This window comes from Actinacidiphila polyblastidii (genome assembly GCF_036353415.1).
GTDB lineage: Bacteria > Actinomycetota > Actinomycetes > Streptomycetales > Streptomycetaceae > Actinacidiphila > Actinacidiphila polyblastidii.
Genome location: NZ_JAZEWV010000007.1, coordinates 114,869 through 133,674 on the forward strand (window position 1 = coordinate 114,869; position 18,806 = coordinate 133,674).

The window sequence follows — 18,806 nt, forward strand, 5'->3', positions numbered from 1 at the left end:
GCCGCCGTCACGGCCCCCGGCGCCGGCCGCGCGCGGAAGCGACCACCTCCGGGCCGGGTGGGCCCCCCGCGTGCGGGAAGGCGGCGGATATGATCCGTTGCCCCGCGGCTGACGTCGGGCACGGCGCAACGCGGAGGGGCACCACGAATGGTCAAGACCCGTGCCGAGGCCTGGACCCGGCATCCCCGGCACGAGCGACGCGGGGAGCCCCGGCTTCCCGCCGTGATCGCCACCCTGGTCGCCATCGCCCTCTACCTGGTGCTGCCGCAGCAGATCCTGATCGCGCCGCGCTACGTGCTGCCCGGGCTGGAGCTGCTGCTGCTGGTCCCCCTGGTCGCGATCAACCCGCGGCGGCTCACCCGGCAGACCCGGACCTTCAGGATGCTGTCCCTCACGCTGGTCCTCGTCATCGCGGTCAGCAACCTCATCTCGCTCGGCATCCTGGTCCACCAACTGGTGTACGCCGAGGTGAAGGACGGGCGTTCGCTGCTCGTCGCCGCGCTGCAGGTCTGGCTCACCAACATCATCGCCTTCGGCCTGGCCTTCTGGGAACTCGACCGCGGCGGGCCCGTGGCGCGCACCCAGAGCCCGCGCGCGGACCTGCCGTTGGCGGACTTCCGCTTCTCCCAGGACGAGAACGCCGGGACCGTCGAGGAGGTCGCCGACGGCGCCAGCAGCAACGCCGACTGGGTGCCCACGCTCGTCGACTACCTCTACATCTCGGTGACCAACTCGACGGCGTTCAGCCCTACCGACACCATGCCGCTGTCCGCCCGGGTCAAGCTGCTGATGAGCGTGGAGAGCGTCTCCGCGCTCATCACCTCGCTCCTCGTCATCGCCCGAGCGGTCAGCATCCTCCACTGAGCGCCCGGCAGCCCGGCAGCCCCGGCGGGACCTTGGGCTACGGATCAGCGCTCACCCGTCACGGGTCAGGCGGCGGGCACCACGGCGACCGCGCGTGTCACTTGCCATGGCCCTTCCCGTGCCCGTGCCCTGCGTTCTTGTCCCGGCCTTTCGCCACTTCGGCCTTCCCCGAGGCCGGCGCGGGCCCCCCGGCCGGCATGCGCGTCGTGGCGGGGGCGCCGGTCGTGGCGGCGCCCGGGCCGGTGGGGTGCGCGGAGACCGCGGTCGATGCGCTCGGCTCGGCCGTCGTGGACCTGGGGGCGGCGCGGGAGGGCGCGGAGGAGGAGGGCGCGGGAGTGGGGGGCGACAGCTGGGGATGGCCCGCGCTGCCTGCGGCGACCAGGCTCCAGACGAGTCCGGTCCCGGCCAGAGCCGCGGCGACGGCGGCGGCCGGGCGATACCGGTGTCGGCCGGCGGCACGCAGGTGGACGTCCTGTGCGGTACGACCGGCATCCTGCCCGTCGGCCGGGCCGGGCGCGGCCGCGGTGGCTTCAAGCGGCGTGTCCGTGCTCCCCAGGGTTGTGCGCAGCGCTATGGCGCAATCCGCGGCGCTGATGCGCTTCTCGGGATCGTCGCAGGTCATCTGGTGGAGGGTCCGGGCCAGCGACCGGGGCAGTCCGGCGGGAACCCGAGGAGGGCACCGCAACCGGGCGACAGCCGCTTCGGCAGGCGGGCCGGAGTAGGCCCGCTCGGCGGTCAGGGATTCGATCAGCACCAGGCCCAGGGCGTAGACGTCCGCGGCGGGGCCGGCGCCCTGGCCTCGGACCTGCTCGGGGGCGAGGTAGGCGGCGGTTCCCATCACCATGCCGGTGCGGGTGCTGCCCGCGGTGTCCACGACCCGCGAGATGCCGAAGTCCGCAAGCCTGGGGCGACCGTGCTGGTCCAGCAGGATGTTCGCCGGCTTGACGTCCCGGTGCACGACGCCTTGGCCGTGCACGTACGCGAGGGTCTGTGCCAGGTCCAGCCCGGTGCGCAAGGTCTCGGCCAGGGGGCGGGGCCCGCTGCGCAGGAGGTCCCTCAAGGTGGGTCCGGTCAGCAGCTCCAGCACCAGATAGGGCCCCTGGGCGGTGTGGCCGAAGTCGAAGATCTCCACCAGGCCCGGGTGGCGCAGTTGCGCCAGGAGCCGGGCCTCGACCTCGAATCGGCGGACCAGGTCGGGATCGGCGTCCTGCCGAAACACTTTGACGGCCACCTCGCGCATCAGACGCTCGTCCAGGGCCCGGTGCACGGAAGCCGCCGCGCCGCGTCCGATGACGGGGCCCAGCCGGTAGCGGCCCATGAACAGGTCGGTCACTGCGTCCTCCACCTCCCCGTGCGGCATCGGCATCGCGGCGAGAGGTCGCCTACCCCTGGACGGAAGACCCACGCCGCCCAGGCGCGGCGGCGCGCGGCCGCCGCGGCGCCGGGCGGCGCCGACCGTTCCCGCTTCGCCGACACGGACGTCATCAGGGCCGTCCGCCCGCGGAGTCGACCGGCTACTCCTCGGGCTCCCAGGCGATCAGCTGCTCGAACACCCGCGGGTCGCCCTCGATCGTCAGGTCGCTCAGCGTGAGGCGGCCCCAGACGAGGAGGAGCAACTGCTCGGCCGTGCCCGTGGCCGAGGCGGAGGCGGGCGCGGCGTCGTCCGTGAGGGGTGCGGGCCAGGCACCGGTGGCGTCCAGCGTGAGGAGCCAGGATCGGCCCTCGGTGGCGTGGTAGTGGATGGTGGCGGCCTCGTGCGGCCAGGCCGCCGGGGTGGAGTTGCAGGTGTCGAGGAACTCGGCCACGCCGTCGATCGCGACGTCCGCCGGCATCGGCCGCACGGTGCCCGCGGCGAGCTGGGCGTCGTAGGTGTGCACCAGCACCTCGTGCACCCGGCGGCGGGCAACGCCCCAGGCGTTCGCCGGTGACACGCCGGCGCCCCACCACGTCCAGCACGCGCGCTCCGGGCCGGCCTCGCGCAGCGCACTCAGCAGCAGCTCGTTCGACTCGGCGTACCAGGCGAGCAGCGCCTCGCGCTCGCGCGGCACCCGCGCGACGTCCTTGGCCGGCGGCGCCTCGGCCGGGCCCGCGGCGACGATCGCGGCCCACCAGCGCTGGCCCGTACCCAGGTGGTGCACCAGATCGGACAACGTCCACTCGGGGCAGGACGGCACCGGCGCGTCGACGCCGGGCGCGGCGGCGACCGCACCGCGGAACGCGGCCGAGCACTCGTCGATCAGGTGCAGCAGGGCGGAGAACTCAAGACTCTCTGTCACGGCGCTTGCCTATCAACCCGGCACGGCCGGCGCACCCTGATTTCCGGGCCGTCGGCGGCGGGAACCGACCGCACCACAGCCCGCCCCGGCTTCGCACCGGGGCAGATCCCCAGCCGCGCGACGCGGCCGCCGCACGCCAGGACCGGGGTACGACCCCGGTTCGAAGGGACCAGGCCGGATGCTGTGATGTCAGCAGTCCAGTGGAGCTCCTCCGATGACATCGCGCCCGTGACGCGGGCCCCCAGCGGCCCGGTCCGCTGCGAGCGCCCGAACCGCCGGCCTCCGCACCCCGCGTCCTCGTATCCCCCTCCCTCACGCGTTCCGAACAATCCTGAGAAGGGCACCACCCTGATGACCAGCCCGACACCGGTCCTCTTCATCCACGGCCTGTGGCTGCACAGCACGTCCTGGCAGCCGTGGATCGACCTGTTCGACAGCGAAGGGCACCCCGCGTCCGCACCGGGGTGGCCCGGCGACCCCGACACCGTGCAGGAGGCGCGGGAGAACCCGGAGAGCATCGCCGGCCACGGCATCGACGACGTCGTCGAGCACTACGCGGCGATCATCCGCGGCATGGAGACGCCGCCGATCCTCATCGGCCACTCCTTCGGCGGACTGATCGCCCAGAAGCTGCTGGGGCAGGACCTTGCCGCGGCCGTCGTGGCGATCGACGCGGCCCAGATCAAGGGCGTGCTGCCGCTGCCGCTGTCCGCGCTGCGGTCGACGCTGCCGGTGTTCACGAACCCGGCGAACAAGCACCGCGCCGTATCGCTGACCGCCGAGCAGTTCCGCTTCGCGTTCGGCAACGCCATCCCCGAGGAGGAGTCCGACGCGCTGTACGCGCGGTGGACCATCCCCGCGCCGGGCAAGCCGCTGTTCGAGGCCGCCGCCGCGAACTTCAACCCCCACTCGCCCGCGAAGGTGGACACCGCGAACTCCGGGCGCGGCCCGCTGCTGCTGATGTCCGGCGGCAAGGACCACACCGTCCCCGAGGCGGTCACCCTCGCCACGCTCAAGCAGTACCGGCACTCCGAGGCCGTCACCGAGTTCCTGTCCTTCCCCGACCGCGGGCACTCGCTGACGATCGACGGCGGCTGGCGCGAGGTGGCGGACGCGGCGCTGTCCTGGCTGCGCCGGCAGGGCCAGGGGACCTCGCGGTGACCGCTGCCGCGTTCGACCTCGGCCTGGCCGGGCAGACGGCCGTGGTCACCGGCGCGGGCCGGGGCATCGGCCTGGCGGTCACCGAAGCCCTGCTGGCGGCGGGCGCCCGCGTCGTCGCCGGGACGCGGAACCGTACCGGCGCACTCGACGACCTGACCGGGGGCGGCGCCGAGCTGACCGTCGTGGAGGTCGACCTGGCCACCCCCGAAGGCCCGGGCACGCTCGTCGCCGCGGCGATCGAGCGGCACGGCGGGCTCGACGTCCTGGTGAACAACGTCGGCGCGGTACGTCCTCGCGTCGACGGCTTCCTGGCCACCACCGACGCGGACTGGGACTGGACGTTCGCGGTCAACGTCATGGCCGCCGTCCGTGCCACCCGCAGCGCGCTGCCGCACCTGATCGCCGCGGGCGACGGCCGGATCGTCACCGTCTCCTCGGTCAACGCCCGGCTCCCCGACCCGCTGGTCATCGACTACAGCGCCGCCAAGGCGGCCCTGTCCAGCTTCTGCAAGGCGCTGTCCAAGCAGGTGGGCGCGCAGGGCGTACGGGTCAACTCGGTCAGCCCGGGACCGGTCGAGACCGCGCTGTGGAAGGGAACGGACGGGGTGGCCGCGACCGTCGGCGCCGGCCTGGGCCTCGATCCGGGCGCCGTCGCCGAGACCGCGGCGGCCGCGGCGGCCACCGGCCGTTTCACCCTGCCCTCCGAAGTGGCCGACCTGGTCGTCTTCCTGGCGAGCCGGCGTTCGGGCAACGTCACCGGCGCCGACTTCCTCATCGACGGCGGCATGACCGACACCCTCTGATCCCCGTCACGAGGAGCCGGCCACCACGCCGGCCGACTTCCTCAGCCGTCCCCGCACCGCGCCCCCTCACGAAGGAGCATCCGTGATCAAGAATTTCCCCGGCTTCGAACCCACCGCCGAGCGCGAGCCGTTCTGGTTCCTCGGCGGGCAGGCCAGGATCCTGCTGCCGGGCTCCGCGACCGGCGACGCCATGAGCCTGATGGAGTTCACCGATCCGATAGGCCACGCCCCTCCGCGGCATGTGCACGAGAACGAAGAGGAGCTGTGGTTCGTCCTCGACGGCGAGGTGTCGTTCTTCGTGGGCGACGAGCGCCACGACCTGACCCCCGGGCAGGTCGCCCACGGCCCGCGCGGAGTGCCGCACAGCTACCTGGTCCGATCCGAGAGCGCCCGGATCGCCGTCGTCTTCAGCCCGGCCCTCATCGAGGAGTGGTTCAAGGCCAACGGCACCCCGGTCGCCGACGCCGGTGAGCTGCCGCCGGCCTTCGACCTGGCGGCCGTCGTGGGCTCGGCCGAGGCCTTCCGCCTGCGGGTCACCGGACCGCCGCCGACGCTGTGACCCCGCCCCAGACACCGACCCCCGGAGGCAAGTCGACATGAAGCCATCCCAGCCCGCTCGGCCCGCTCGGCCCACCCCGTCCGGCCGGCCCTTGCTGCGGCGCAAGCGCGTCGTGATCCCCGCGCTGGTGGCCGCGGCGCTGCTCGCCGTCCCGGCGAGTTCCGACGCCGCCCCGAACCCGGCGGCCCACGCCGCGACGAGAACGCCCAAGCCGACGATCGTCCTGGTGCACGGCGCCTTCGCCGACTCCTCCAGCTGGGACGGAGTCGTCACCCGGCTGGAGCGCGAGGGCTACCCCGTCGTCGGCGCGGCGAACCCGCTGCGCGACCTGGCCGGTGACGCGGCCTACGTGTCGAGCGTCGTGGCCTCCATCCCCGGGCCCGTCGTCCTGGTCGGGCACTCCTACGGTGGCGCGGTGATCACCGACGCCGCCGCGGGACACACCAACGTCAAGGCGCTGGTGTACATCGCGGCCTTCGCACCCGACGAGGGCGAGAGCAGCCTGGGGATCACGAGCGGGTATCCGGGCAGCCAGTTGCCGTCGTCCCTGGTGGTGCGGTCGTTCCCCGGCGGCCAGGACGCCTACCTCGACCAGGCCGCCTTCCGGCGCGTCTTCGCCGCGGACGTGCCGGCCCGCGAGGCCCGGCTGATGGCGGCCACGCAGCGGCCGGTCGCGCTGGCCGCGCTGGCCGCACCCAGCAGCGCACCGGCCTGGCGGACCATCCCGTCCTGGTACCTGGTCGCCGGCGCGGACCAGGCGATCCCGCCGGCGGCCGAGCAGGCCATGGCCGAGCGCGCCCACGCGCACACGGTGACCGTCAAGGGGGCCTCGCACGCCGTGCCGGTCTCCCACCCGGAGGCCGTCACCGACCTCGTCGAGGCGGCCGCGCGGGCCACCGCCTGACCCTGCGACCACCATGCGGCGGGACCGCGCGGCCGTCCGCGGTCCCGCCGACCTCTTCGGGACCACTCGCCTTCATCCGGCGACCGACTCTTTGAGGACCTTCACGCCGGGGTCCCTCCACTCGGCCGGGGTGATCCCGTAGAGCGACCGGAAGGCCCGGCTGAAGTGGGACGCGCTGGTGAAGCCCCACTGACGGGCCACTCCGGCGATGGAACGCTTCGTGGCGTCCAGCCCGGCCAGTTCACCTCGGCACTTCTGCAGCCGGCGACGCTGGATCCACTGCCCGGGAGTGTCGCCGTCGGCCTGGAAGAGCTTGTGGAGGTACCGGACGGAGATCGCGTTGGCGCGGGCCACCCTCTGCGGGGTCAGGTCCGGGTCGCTGATGTGCCGCTCGATGAACTCCTTGACCGCCGGCAGGCGGTCGGGGTTCGCCGGGCTCGGCGACCTCAGGCTCACCAGCTCCTCCGCCAGAAGGCTCAGAAGATCGATGGCGCTGTTCGCGAGGGGGACCCCCGCGGGTGCGGGGCAGTTCGCCGCCGTATCGACCAGGTGCACCAGAAACCCGGCAGCCATCACGCTCATGGTCGTGTCGGGACGGATCGCCGTCGCGCTGATCCGTCGGAGATGCCCGTCTCGCAGACCGACGAGCCGGCGTGGCACGACGATCAGCTTCACGCAGAACGGGCCGCGGAACTCGAGCGACACCGGCCGCGCCGTGTCGTAGAAGACCAGTTCGCCGGGGTCCAGGAAGACCCGGCGGCCGTCCTGCTCGACCACCGCGGCTCCGCTGACCACCAGCATGACGACGAGGAGGCCGTCGCCGCCGGTGACGGGTGGCCGCGCCCTCCACAGGCGCATCGCGCTCCCCTCCACGGTGGCGACCTTCACGTGGCTCAGCCGGTATGTCCGGACGGTTCCCGAGTGCTGCTCGTAGGGGACGGCGACGTCGACCGCCCCGAGCGTGCCGTGCAGGGCCCGGTGCCAGTGGCCCGGCGAGGTGTCGGCGGACCGGCGGGCGGCCTGGGCCTCGTTCGGCGTACGAGCGGGCGCCATGTGCAGGGTCTCCCTCACCTCGAACGCCTGCGCGCGGCTGCTTGGTACTCCCGGGGGGAGGTGCCGTAGGCGAGTCTGAAGACCCGGCTGAAATGGGAGGCGTTGGCGAATCCCCAGCCTTGGGCCACCATCGCCACGCTCGGGGCGTGGGACGTCGCCCGCGCCAGCTCCTTCCGGCAGCACTCCAGGCGCTGCTGCTGGAGCCACCGCGCCGCGGTGACGCCTTCGGACTCGAAGAGCTTGTGCAGGTACCGGAGCGACACGTGGTGCGCGGCGGCGATCGACACGAGGGTCAGGTCCGGATCCGCCAGATGCCGCAGCATGTACTCCTTGACGCGAAGGAGCATCGCCTGGACCGCCGCGGGCTCCTGGGGGGCCAGCCGGCCCTGTCTCTCCTGGATCAGGCAGGCCAGCAGGTCACAGGTGACCGCGGCGAGCCTGTCGGCCTGTGCGACGGGGACCGCTGCCGCGCTCTCGCCGAGGCGCTTCAGGTGCCCGGACAGAAGCGCGGAGAGCGCCTCGTCCTCGCCGAAGGGTGTGGCGGTCACCGCTTGCAGTGCGAGGTCGGTGACTCCGAGAGCGGACCTGGGGAAGTGGAACGAGGTGAGGCTGAACGCCTGCGGCAGCGACTTGCTGAAGGGGCGTCTGGAGTCCGAGAGCGAGAACTGCCCGGGGCGCACGACAGCCTCCCGGCCGTCCTGCGAACGCTCGGCGGTCCCTCGGTGCAGGAGTGTGAGGGCCAGCGTCTCCTCACCGTCCCTCGCGATCATGCGGGGACTGCGGGTGACCGTCTGCGGTCCGGCGGTGACCGTGGAGACCTGCAGGAAGCCCACCTGGCGGGTGACGATCGACGCTGCCGCCGGCGCGTCCTCGTGCAGGACGACATCCAGCGGGACGAACGCCCGCGACACGGCGTCCTGCCAGTAGTCCGCCCGGTCCGACACGGACAGAGAAGCAGTGGACAGAACCACGGACACGGCAACTCCCTGACGAGGTCATGCGGACGCGTAGCCGACGCGGCCGTCCAGCGGAGCGGTCTCCGGCCGGCTCGTCCGACGACGAGCGGAGCGGCCGGAGGGCTCACAGCGAGCTGTCTCAGCACATCGCAGCTTCACGGGCGGTACCAGGAAGAAGTGCAGGAAGAATTCCCGGGACGCCCTGCGGGGCAGGTGTCCCGGCGCTGTCCGTGCGGGCACCCCGGTTGCGCTTTCGAGCAGATCCGGCCGCCGGACGTTGACGGGAATGAGCGGCAGACCAAGGCTCACCGTCGAGTTGCCGGGCATCCCCCCGGGTGCGTCGGCACAGGACAGAGAACGGAAAAGAGGTCGCCCATGGTGACGCCGGGATTTCCGCGGAACACGCTCGATCCGGACGGGCTGCCGGTGTGGATACGCGGCCTGGCCTGCCAGGACCCGCACCACAGTCTGCATGTCGCGCGGAACGTCGAACCGGCCCGGGCTCTGGAGGCCCTCGGCGTCGAGCCCGGTTCGATCCGACCCTGCGTGCTGCCCGGCACGAAGCCGAACCCGTACACGTCGCTGCCGGGCGCCGCGTTCGCCGGCGCCACGGGAGACGCCGCCACGCTGCTGGCCGGACGCATCGGGGAATGGACCTTCGTCTACGACGATCTGGGATACACCTTCGACGGCGCGGCGGAGGTCCTCTCCCGTGGCGGACGGACGGCCGTCGCGACGGTGTGCGCCATCAACGGCCACGCGGGTCTTCGCTATGCGGTGGACGGCGAGGCGGTCGAGGAGGTCGTCATCGAGGATCTCCGCCTGGCGGAGCGGCTTCCTGCCATGCCCGCCGAGCTGGCCGCCGCCTTCGCGTCCGCCGGGATCGCCGACTGGGAGGACCTGGAGCCCGGCGAGGTCGACAGCCTGATCGGTATGCGGGCCGCCTGCGCCCTGGCGGGGGCCGTTCTGACGCTGGACGACCTCCGCGGGATTCCGCTCCTCATGGCACAGCGACATGCCGGCGACCGCGTGCCCGCGCGGGCGGGGGAGCCCCGTGTCCCCGGCCGCGGAAGCCGCGGGATCACTTTCGGTCGGTGATGCGCCGGATGGAACGCCGCTCTTTCTCGGTGTAGCCGCCCCAGACGCCGTACTCCTGCTGCGAGGTGTGGGCGAAGCGTCCGCAGGGACCGCTCACGGGGCATGCGCGGCAGATCTCCCGTGCTGCTTCCTCCCGGCGTCGACGGGCCCGCCCCCTTTCGCTGACGGGTGAGAAGAAGACGGAGGGGTCCATACCTCGGCAGGCGGCCTCTTTCTGCCATGCCCAGACCCGAAGAAGCGGCTTGGTCGATATCTTCATGCTCATCTCCTCAGAAAGCGGACAGGGGGAAACCCTAGGAACCGGTGCGTCCGGCTCGCGTCGACGCATGCACGGGGCCTTGCCCAGGGAGGCACTCCTCCCGTGCCCGCTTTCCCAGGGCGCGGCTCGCCGTTCCCGCCGACCGTGCGCCGCGGGAACCGTGCGCGCACGGAACAGAGCCGGTGCGCGGACAGGCGCACCGGCCGGTTCCCGGCTCCTAGGCTTCCGTCCAGGCCGGCGCCGATCTCGCCGGTGCCATGTCGCACAACCGAAACATGCTGACAAATACGGTTACTTGACTTCTCATCGGCCCATCTGCGAAAACGTCTGTGGTGAACATGAGTTCGTCTTCCACTGGCTGTCCCCGGAGGTGGTCCGGGGTGCAAGCGCGCAGGAGTCGCACGTTGCGAATACCAAGGCTGCTCACTGCGAGGCGTGGGCCGGCGCCCGTGCGCCTGGCGGCTGTCGTCGCGACGGCGGTGGCGGTGCTGCTCTCCGGTCTGCCTCCTGCCGTGGCAGCGGCGGCGGAATCGGGCGGCGACGCGGCCGTGCGGACCACCGAGCCGCTCGTCGAGCCGGTGTGCGATGTGCCGCAGCCCGGCAGGGTGGGGTGCTTCGCCCTGCGGCGCATTGAACCCGGCAGGCACCAGCAGGCATGGGCGGTCGCCGGGACACCCGACGGGTACGGTGCGGCGGACCTGCGGAGCGCGTACAACCTCCCGGCGGACGGGGGTGGGGGCCGCACCGTCGCCATCGTGGTGGCCGACGACGACCCGACGGCGGAGGCCGATCTGGCCGTCTACCGCGCCCAGTTCGGTCTGCCCCCGTGCACGACCGCCAACGGCTGCTTCCGCAAGGTCGATCAGCGGGGCGGCGCCGACTACCCGGCACCCGACGTCAGCTGGGCGGGGGAGGCATCCCTCGACATGGACATGGTCTCGGCTGCCGCGCCCGCCGCTCACATCCTGCTGGTGGAGGCGGACAGTTCCCTCTTCGAGGACATGTTCGCCGCCGTCGACCAGGCGGTCGCACAGGGCGTGCAGTACGTCTCCAACTCCTACGGGAGCAACTACACCAGCGCGCCCGGCAGCGGTGAGGACCCCGCGGAGGCGACCGAGTTCGACACCCACTACAACCATCCCGGTGTCGTCATGGTGGCCTCCTCCGGCGACCTCGGGTACGGCGTGACGTACCCGGCCGCCTCCTCGTTCGTCACCGCCGTCGGCGGCACGACGCTCACCCGGAGCACGACCACGTCGCGCGGCTGGGCCGAGTCGGCGTGGTACGCGACCGGTTCCGGGTGTTCGGTGTACGAGCCCAAACCCGGTTTCCAGACGGACACAGGCTGTGACGGGCGCTCCGAGGCCGACGTGGCCGCGGTCGCCGACGTCCGCCCCGGTCTCGCGGTCTACCAGACGTACGGCGCCGGCGGCTGGGGAGTGATGGGCGGCACCAGCGCCGCCGCTCCCCTCATCACCGGTGTCTACGCCGCGGCCGGTGTCCCCGCCGCGGGCAGCTATCCGAACTCCTACCCCTACTTCAGCCGGTCCGCCCTCAACGACGTCACCAGCGGCGTGAACGGCACCTGCACGCCGGCCTATCTGTGCGCCGCGGCGGCCGGTTACGACGGGCCGACGGGCCTCGGCACGCCCAACGGGCTCGCCGCCTTCCGCAGTTACCCGAACGGCCGGGTGAGCGGCACCGTCACGGACTCGGCCGGAGCCCCGGTGGCATCGGCCACCGTCACCGCCGACGGCTACCAGGTCACCGTGAACTCCCACGGGCACTATGCGCTCACGCTGCCGCCCGGCAGCTACGATCTGCGCGCCGCCGCCTACGGCTACCGCACCAGGACCGTCCAGGCCGTGACCGTCGCCGACGGCGACTCGGTCACACGGGACATCGCGCTGGACGCCGCCGCGTCCCGGACCGTCACCGGCAGGGTCACCGACGGTTCCGGCCACGGATATCCGCTCTACGCGTCGGTCACCGCCCAGGACGTGCCGGGCGCGCCGGTCTTCACGGACCCCTACACCGGCGCCTACGAGCTGACGCTGCCGGAAGACCACGACTACACGCTGAAGATCGTCGCCCAGTACCCCGGGTACCGGACGGTCACGAAGGACGTCACCGTCGGAGCCTCGACAGGAGCGGTCGACGTCGCCCTGCCCGTGGACGCCGAGAAGGACACCGTCGCGGGCTATGCGGTGGGGACCGTCGGCCGCACCGAGCCGTTCGACGCGACGGACTCCCCGCCGGACGGCTGGAGCGTCGTCAACGCGGCGGGCACCACCGGTGGCTGGCAGTTCTCCGACCCCGGACACCGGACGAACACCACCGGAGGCAGCGGCGGCTTCGCGATAGCCGACAGTTACTACTTCGGCGGCGGGGGCCGCCGGCAGGACACGTCCCTGGTGAGCCCGGTCTACGACTTCGGCGACTACGCGAGGCCCCGCATCTCGTTCGACATGAACTACTTCCACCAGACCGGTCAGAGCGGCGCGGTCGACATCACGACCGACGGCGGCGCCACCTGGACCACCTTGCGGACGTACACCGTCACACAGACCGGGCACATCGAGATCCCGATCGCCGCCTACGCCGGAGCCAGGACCGTACAGGTGCGGTTCCGTTTCACCGGCGCCTACAACCTGTGGTGGGAACTGGACGACGTCTTCGTCGGCGACCGACCCCTCACTCCCGTGAGCGGCGGACTGGTGGCCGGTGTCATCAAGGACGCCAACACCGGTGCCGGCGTCCTCGGTGCGACCGTTCGCGACGCCGACGACGCCGGGCAGACGGGCCTGACGGTGGCCACTCCGAGCGATCCGCAGCTGGACGACGGCTTCTACTGGTTCTTCTCCGACCCTCCCGGCAGGCGGTCCTTCACGATCACCAAGAGCAGGTTCGCCTCCGGGACCGGGACGGCGCGCGTGGCGCCGGACGGAGTGGCCCGGGTCGACCGCGGTCTCCAGGCGGGAAGGCTCTCCCTCACGTCGGCAGCGGTGGAGAAGACCCTGCCGTGGGACGGCGCGGCCACGAAGAAGCTGACGGTGAAGAACACCGGCCGGGCTCCCGCCACCTTCACCGTCACCGAGCGACTCAGCAGCCCCGGCCCCGCCGGGACCGGGCCGTCGCCCCCGGCCGGGGGCGACGCCTGGCAGCCGGTGGCGGACCTGCCGTCGCCCGTCATGGACAGCGCGGTCGCCGCGGACGGCGGCCGGCTCTACTCCGCCTTCGGGTACGACGGCACCACCTACACCTCGGATCTGTACGCCTACGACTCGGGCACCGACACCTGGTCGCAACTGGCTGCGGCGACCGACGGCCGCGACGCGCCGGCCGGAGGATTCATCGGCGGCAAGTTCTACGCCGTCGGCGGATGGCGCACCGACGGCACACCCGACGCCACCCTGGAGATATACGACCCGGCCTCCGACACCTGGACCACCGGGGCGCCCTCACCCAGGCCCTACGCGGCCTCCGGCAGCGCGGTCGTGGACGGCAGGCTGTACGTCGTCGGCGGATGCGCCAAGGACTCCTGCCTCACCACGGACGTGTACGCCTACGACCCGCGCACCGACACCTGGTCGGCGATGGCCTCGTACCCCGAGACCATCTCCTGGACCGCCTGCGGCGAGATCGCCGACGTGCTCTACTGCGCCGGCGGCAACACCGACAGCGGTATCACGAAGCACGCCTACGCCTACGACCCGGTGACCGACGCCTGGTCGCGGATCGCTGACATGCCCCTCGCGCTGTGGGGATCGGCCCACACGGCAGCGAACGGCCGGCTTCTCACCATCGGCGGCAGGGCGGCGGCCGGTGTCACCAACAGGGGCTTCGCCTACGACCCGCAGGCCGGCGCCTGGACGGCGCTGCCCAACGCCGCGAGCGCGGTCTACCGCGGCGGTGCGGCTCCCGGCTTCTACAGCGTCGGAGGCAGACGCGGCACCTCCGGCCTCCTGCCGCCGGTCGCCACCGCCAGCGTGCTGCCCGGATACGACCAGGGCGACCGTACGGACGACGTCACCTGGCTCGACCTGCACGGACAGCAGGCGACACTGAGCCCGGGGGCCACCGCCACGGTCACCGTCTCCCTGGACGCCACGGTCTCCGAGGTCACCGGACCGGGCGACTACCTCGCGCAGTTGGGCGTCAGCACCGACACGCCCTACCACGTCGCCGCGATCCCCGTGACGATGACCGTCAAACCGCCCAAGGGATGGGGCCGGTACGCCGGCACCGTGCTCGGCGACGACGGCGCCGGCGGGACCGCGCCCCTCGCGGGGGCCGCCGTCCGGCTCGACGGCAGGACGGCGAGCCATACGGTGACGACCGCACCGGACGGCACCTTCGCCCTGTGGCTCGACGCCCGCGGCGGCCCGCTCACCGTGACCGTGTCGAGGGAGGGCTACGCCTCGGCGACGACCCGGGTGAAGCTGGCCAAGGGGCGTTCGACTCCCGGTGACTTCACGTTGCGGCAGGCCCCGTGACCGGCGCGCCCGGGGCTCACCGGTGACCGAGCTCGGCCAGCCGCTCCTGGGCGGTCGCCAGGTGCTGCGGGTTGGCGGAACTCCCGAGGTCGAGGCACTGGGTGTAGACCTCCTCGGCCTGCTCCCGGTGCCCGCCGCCGAGCAGGGCCTCGGCGAGATGGATCAACGCGCGGCTCTCGAGCCCCGGATTGGCCCTCGCGCGGGCGAGGCCCACCGCGGTCCGCAGGTGTTCGGCGGCCTCCTCCCAGTTCTTGAGGAGGGTGTGGGCCTGGCCGACCGACGTCTGCGCGTTGGTGCGGTTGAAGGCCGCGCTGTGGGGTTCGATGCCGTCCCCCGCCTGATCGAGGAAGGCGAGCGTACGGAGGTGCTCGGCGATGGACTCCTCGTAACGCCCCGCGCGCAGCAGGGTGTCGGCGTGACTGCACATGGCGTGCAGGGTCCCGTGCAGGTCTCCCGCCGCTTCGAACAGCCGAGCCGCCTCGCGGTTGTGCGGCGCCGCCGCGGAGAAGTCGGCGAGCTGGCTGAGCGCCCAGGCCGTATAGCTGTGGGACCAGGCCTGTTGGGGAACATCGCCGGCCCGCAGGGCCGCTTCGAGCGCCGCCGCCGACCGGTCCATGCTGTCGTGGTGGCGGCCTTCGCAGATCAGCAGCGCCCAGGCGTGGAGGTTCAGGTGGGTGGCTTCGAGGCGGGGATCGCCCAGTGCGTGCGCGCTGTCGGCGGCAGTGGCGCAGACCTCGGGCCAGTGTCCCCAGAAGATCCACTGGTCGGAGAACCAGTGGAGCGCCTCCGCGACCTCGACCACGGTGGCGTGGTCCCCCTGGGCGGCGGCGGCCCGCAGGGCCGCGAGCCAGTTGCTGCCCTCGGCCTGCAGCCATTGGCGGGCCTGGTCCGCGGTGGACAGCGGAACGGTTCCCCGCCACGCGGGACCCGGGGTGCCGAAGTCGGGATCGAACCACCGCCCGGCCACGACCGCGGTCTCCAGCAGCCAGCCGTGCATCGCGGACCGGGCGGCCGCGGCCACCTCCTCGGGTTCCTCCGCCGTCAGCCGGTCGCGGGCGTACAGCCGCAGCAGGTCGTGGAGACGGTAGCGATCCTGGTCGGAGCCCAGCAGCCCGGTCTCGACCAGCTCCTCCAGGGTGTCCTCGACGTCGAAGAACTCCTGCCCGGTGAGTTGGGCGCTGCCCGCGACGCCGACATCCGGACCGTCGACCAGGGCGAGGAGGCGGAAGAGCCGGGCGGCGTTCGGGGTGAGCTGCCGGTACGACAGGTCGAAGGCCGCCGAGACGCGGATGTCGCCGGCGGCGAGGGTGTCGAGACGGCGCTCTTGCAGAGCCAGCCGGTCGGCCAGCCGGCGTACGGTCCAGCCGGTGCGCGTCGCCAGCCAGTTGCCCGCCACGCGCAGCGCGAGGGGCAGGTAGGCGCAGCGCAGGGCGACCTCGGCGAGCGCGCGGGGGTCCGTGGCCGCGCGGTCCCGGCCGATCACACCGGTCAGGAAGATTCCGGCGTCGGCAGGGGAGAGTTCGCCGATGGGCAGGCGTTCGACGTCCTCCAGACCGGTGAGCATCCTCCGGCTGGTGATCAGCACCATCACCGCACCGGAGCTCGGTAGGAGGGGGCGGACCTGGGCCTCGTCCCGGGCGTTGTCCAGTACCAGCAGGTAGCGACGCCCGGCCAGCGCCTGCCGGTAGAGCTCCGGGTGGCCTTGCGGGCCGGCCTTGGCGAGGTCCCGGTCGGACACCCCGACGGCCTTGAGCACCCGCAGCGTCAGCTCCGCCGGGCTGCGCGGCTCGTCGTCCATGCCGCGCAGGTCGAGGACCAGTTGGCCGTCGGGGAAGTGCTCCGCCAGCTCACGGGCGGCCTGCAGCGCCAAGGTGGTCTTCCCGGTTCCCGGAGGCCCGGACACCGCCACCACCTGTGACCGGCCGAGGGACGCCTGCCCGGCCAGCGCGGCCAGTCGGGTCAGCTCGTGCTCCCGGCCGACGAAGTCGTCGATGCCCCGCGGGAAGGCGCGCACGTCGGCGCGGCCCTGGCGGGGATTGCGGCCGATCCGGGCCGCGGCGAGCAGTTGCTCCCGCTCCGCCTCGCGCAGGTTCAGTCCGTTCGCCAGAGCGGCGACCGTTCCCCGCTGCGGAGTTGCCCGGCGTCCCCGCTCCAGGTCGCCGATGCCGCGGCCGCTGACGCCCGAGGCGTCAGCCAGCGCCTCGATCGTCAGCGACGCCTCCAGGCGCAACCGCCTGAGCAGCGCCCCGAATTCCACACCGTCCACGTCGGTCACCCGACCCACCCCCTGTGCCTCGTCCCCGCGCGCCCGAGCCGGCTCGGGGGACCCCCACCCGCCGGACGCCGAGGACGACGAACCCTGCTCGGCGATCACGCTCGTACGGCCACAGGATATTCGCACACGATGCCGGAGTTGGACGGGAATGCGCGCTGCTGCCGGGAGCGCGGCACCGGTGGACCGCCCGGATGAACCGCCGGCGCCCCGCAGGGACCCGAGGACCGCCGGCCTCGGCCGGCCCGTGGCGCCCGGTTCTCTCCTGGACAACCTTCCGTACATCGCCCGGCAAAAGGTCCGCCGCGGGCAGTCCTAGGGTCGTTCGCAGAAGAGCTGCCGTCCCTCAGACCTTGCTGAACGGGTAGGACATGGATCAACCGTCGTCAAGAGCCGCGGAATCGAAGGTCACGTGTGACCTCGTCGTGCAGGTGCTCGTGGGAGGGGAGCCACAGGTCTCGCTGCCCGCCAGTCTCCACTATCGGCGTTCGGACCCCTACGCCGTACTCCTGTCGATCGGGACCCCCTCGACGGGGACGATCGACTGGATCTTCGCGCTGGATCTCCTGCGGGAGGGAACGAGCCGACCCGTGGGGGAAGGAGCCGTCCTCGTGTCGCCCCGGCGCTCGTCGCGGGGCGCCGCGGTGCGCGTCGTCGTCAGATCGCACGCCGGGTCCGCGGCGCTCGACATCAGGGCCTCGGCCGTCGCCGACTTCCTGGACCGGGTGCACACGCTCGTGCCGCAGGGCACCGAAGGCGGCTGCGTCGACATCGACCACCTCGTGACCCTCCTTCTGGACGCCGGCGCCTGAGGCACGGCGGGCGGTGCGCCCGGCCGCGGCCGGGCGCCGCACCGCGGGGCTCTCCGGCGCCCCGTCCGGCATCATCCGCTCCAGGCCGCGGCCCGCGGCCGGTCCCGCCCCTGTGAGCCCCGCCGAGGCGCCGCCAAGGGCGCGGCCGGCGTGAGCTTTTCACGTCTTCGTGCCGGCGGGGCCCCCGAAGGGTCGATCGAGCAACCATGCCGCCTGAAAGGGCAACGCTCCTCATGCGGGTACTTCTCGTGCCCGGTGACGGCCCGCGGCGGTTGTATGGTCCCTCGATACGACCAAAGCGTTGTCGCGTGGAACGACGGTGGGCACGTACGGGATTGTGCCCGGGTGCGGCATGCCATCGCGCTGGCGCGGGGAAGCCCCGGGGCGTGTCGCCCCGGGAGCGCGACCGCGGCGGTGTCCGACGCGGGGCGGCGAACGGGCGTACCCCGCTTCGGGAGACCGCCCCTGCGGCGGTTCCGGGGGGCGGGGGCGGCCCCGGGACCCCCGCATCTTCGCGATCGTGCGTGGAGACCGCGTCGCGCCGATCCCGGAGGACCTGCGGTGACCTTGAAGGAGAGACCTCCTGCCTCGACATCGATCGCCGTGCGGGCGGCCGATCCGGTGTCCCTGCAGGGCGCCGAGGTCCTTCTGCGCAGGTCGGAAGGGACGACGCTGCTGCCGGTCGACCAGGCGGACCGCGCGGACGTGGTCCTGATCCTGGCGCACGAGGTGACCGAGGAGACCATGACGTGGATGGCGGAGGCGTCCGCGCTCTCCTCCAATCCGGACATGCGGATCGTCCTGGTCGCCGACCGCATCAGCGGACCGCGGCTGGCCCGCGCCGTCCGGCACGGTCTCGTCAGCGTGCTGCCGCGGGCGCGGACCGGCTTCCCCGAGATCGTCGAGGCCGTGGTGTCGAGCCGGGCCGGTGGGGCGCACATGCCGGGGGAGCTGCTCAGGTCCCTGGTCGAGGAGATGCGCACGCTGCTGCGCGATCCGGGCGGAGGGATCCTGCCGGGCGGTTTCGAGGGCCGCGAGGTGGAAGTGCTGAGGCTGCTGGCCGAGGGACTGGACACGACGGAGATAGCGGTGAGGCTCAACTACTCCGAGCGCACCATCAAGAACATCATCTTCGCGCTGACGCGGCGGCTCAACCTGCGCAACCGCACCCACGCGGTCGCCTACGCGATGCGGATCGGCGCCCTGTGAGCCGCCGGAGCCCCTGCTCCGGCCGGCGGGCAGGAGCGGTGGGCCTGGTGGAGGCCGGGCCCGTTCCGCGGCGCGGAATAGTGC

Annotated in this window: 15 protein-coding genes; 9 read left to right on the plus strand and 6 right to left on the minus strand. The window is 72.7% G+C overall.

The window, feature by feature from the left end; translation table 11 throughout:
* The first annotated feature begins 147 nt into the window (after positions 1-147).
* Positions 148-864, plus strand: coding sequence for a hypothetical protein (locus V2S66_RS11530; protein WP_330794525.1), 717 nt, complete (start codon positions 148-150; stop codon positions 862-864).
* Positions 865-961: 97 nt separating this feature from the next.
* Here the strand turns inward: V2S66_RS11530 and V2S66_RS11535 are convergent, their stop codons facing one another.
* Positions 962-2,197, minus strand: a complete 1,236-nt coding sequence (locus V2S66_RS11535) for a serine/threonine-protein kinase (protein WP_330794526.1) — start codon at positions 2,195-2,197, stop codon at positions 962-964.
* A 181-nt stretch (positions 2,198-2,378) separates the two neighbouring features.
* Positions 2,379-3,140: a maleylpyruvate isomerase family mycothiol-dependent enzyme gene (locus tag V2S66_RS11540; protein ID WP_330794527.1), complete on the minus strand. Its 762-nt coding sequence runs from the start codon at positions 3,138-3,140 to the stop codon at positions 2,379-2,381.
* Positions 3,141-3,491: 351 nt separating this feature from the next.
* On the opposite strand from V2S66_RS11540, the gene V2S66_RS11545 reads away from it, so the two are divergent.
* The 4 genes from V2S66_RS11545 (at position 3,492) to V2S66_RS11560 (ending at position 6,567) form a co-directional block, all read left to right on the plus strand.
* The gene (locus tag V2S66_RS11545) at positions 3,492-4,301 is read left to right on the plus strand and encodes an alpha/beta hydrolase (protein WP_330794528.1); all 810 of its coding nucleotides are present in this window, start codon (positions 3,492-3,494) and stop codon (positions 4,299-4,301) included.
* Positions 4,298-5,104: an SDR family NAD(P)-dependent oxidoreductase gene (locus V2S66_RS11550; protein ID WP_330794529.1), complete on the plus strand. Its 807-nt coding sequence runs from the start codon at positions 4,298-4,300 to the stop codon at positions 5,102-5,104. The genes V2S66_RS11545 and V2S66_RS11550 overlap by 4 nt, the downstream gene beginning before the upstream one ends.
* Before the next feature lie 82 nt (positions 5,105-5,186).
* Positions 5,187-5,663 carry a cupin domain-containing protein gene (locus tag V2S66_RS11555; protein ID WP_330794530.1) on the plus strand — a complete coding sequence of 159 codons (477 nt, stop codon included), beginning with the start codon at positions 5,187-5,189 and terminating at the stop codon, positions 5,661-5,663.
* A gap of 37 nt (positions 5,664-5,700) precedes the next feature.
* Positions 5,701-6,567 (plus strand): alpha/beta fold hydrolase, encoded by an 867-nt coding sequence (locus tag V2S66_RS11560; RefSeq protein ID WP_330794531.1) that lies wholly within the window; start codon positions 5,701-5,703, stop codon positions 6,565-6,567.
* A gap of 72 nt (positions 6,568-6,639) precedes the next feature.
* Here V2S66_RS11560 and V2S66_RS11565 read toward each other — a convergent pair whose 3' ends face one another.
* Together V2S66_RS11565 and V2S66_RS11570 are read right to left on the minus strand one after the other, a co-directional pair.
* Positions 6,640-7,620, minus strand: a complete 981-nt coding sequence (locus V2S66_RS11565; RefSeq protein WP_330794532.1) for a helix-turn-helix domain-containing protein — start codon at positions 7,618-7,620, stop codon at positions 6,640-6,642.
* A 14-nt stretch (positions 7,621-7,634) separates the two neighbouring features.
* Positions 7,635-8,597 (minus strand): helix-turn-helix domain-containing protein, encoded by a 963-nt coding sequence (locus tag V2S66_RS11570; protein ID WP_330794533.1) that lies wholly within the window; start codon positions 8,595-8,597, stop codon positions 7,635-7,637.
* Positions 8,598-8,951: 354 nt separating this feature from the next.
* Between V2S66_RS11570 and V2S66_RS11575 the strand changes: the two genes are divergently transcribed.
* Positions 8,952-9,674, plus strand: a complete 723-nt coding sequence (locus tag V2S66_RS11575) for a hypothetical protein (protein ID WP_330794534.1) — start codon at positions 8,952-8,954, stop codon at positions 9,672-9,674.
* On the opposite strand, the gene V2S66_RS11580 is transcribed toward V2S66_RS11575, so the two are convergent.
* On the minus strand, positions 9,658-9,933 hold the full coding sequence (locus V2S66_RS11580) for a WhiB family transcriptional regulator (RefSeq protein WP_330794535.1): 276 nt from the start codon (positions 9,931-9,933) through the stop codon (positions 9,658-9,660). The two genes, V2S66_RS11575 and V2S66_RS11580, sit on opposite strands and share 17 nt — an antisense overlap.
* 449 nt (positions 9,934-10,382) lie before the next feature.
* Here V2S66_RS11580 and V2S66_RS11585 point away from each other — a divergent pair, with 449 nt between their 5' ends.
* Complete coding sequence (locus V2S66_RS11585; RefSeq protein ID WP_330794536.1) at positions 10,383-14,429, plus strand: carboxypeptidase regulatory-like domain-containing protein; 4,047 nt, start codon at positions 10,383-10,385, stop codon at positions 14,427-14,429.
* A gap of 16 nt (positions 14,430-14,445) precedes the next feature.
* Here V2S66_RS11585 and V2S66_RS11590 read toward each other — a convergent pair whose 3' ends face one another.
* On the minus strand, positions 14,446-16,704 hold the full coding sequence (locus V2S66_RS11590; RefSeq protein WP_330794537.1) for an ATP-binding protein: 2,259 nt from the start codon (positions 16,702-16,704) through the stop codon (positions 14,446-14,448).
* A gap of 368 nt (positions 16,705-17,072) precedes the next feature.
* On the opposite strand from V2S66_RS11590, the gene V2S66_RS11595 reads away from it, so the two are divergent.
* Both V2S66_RS11595 and V2S66_RS11600 read left to right on the plus strand, forming a co-directional pair.
* Positions 17,073-17,513, plus strand: a complete 441-nt coding sequence (locus V2S66_RS11595) for an SsgA family sporulation/cell division regulator (RefSeq protein WP_330794538.1) — start codon at positions 17,073-17,075, stop codon at positions 17,511-17,513.
* A 561-nt stretch (positions 17,514-18,074) separates the two neighbouring features.
* Complete coding sequence (locus tag V2S66_RS11600; RefSeq protein WP_330794539.1) at positions 18,075-18,722, plus strand: helix-turn-helix transcriptional regulator; 648 nt, start codon at positions 18,075-18,077, stop codon at positions 18,720-18,722.
* Positions 18,723-18,806 lie beyond the last annotated feature (84 nt).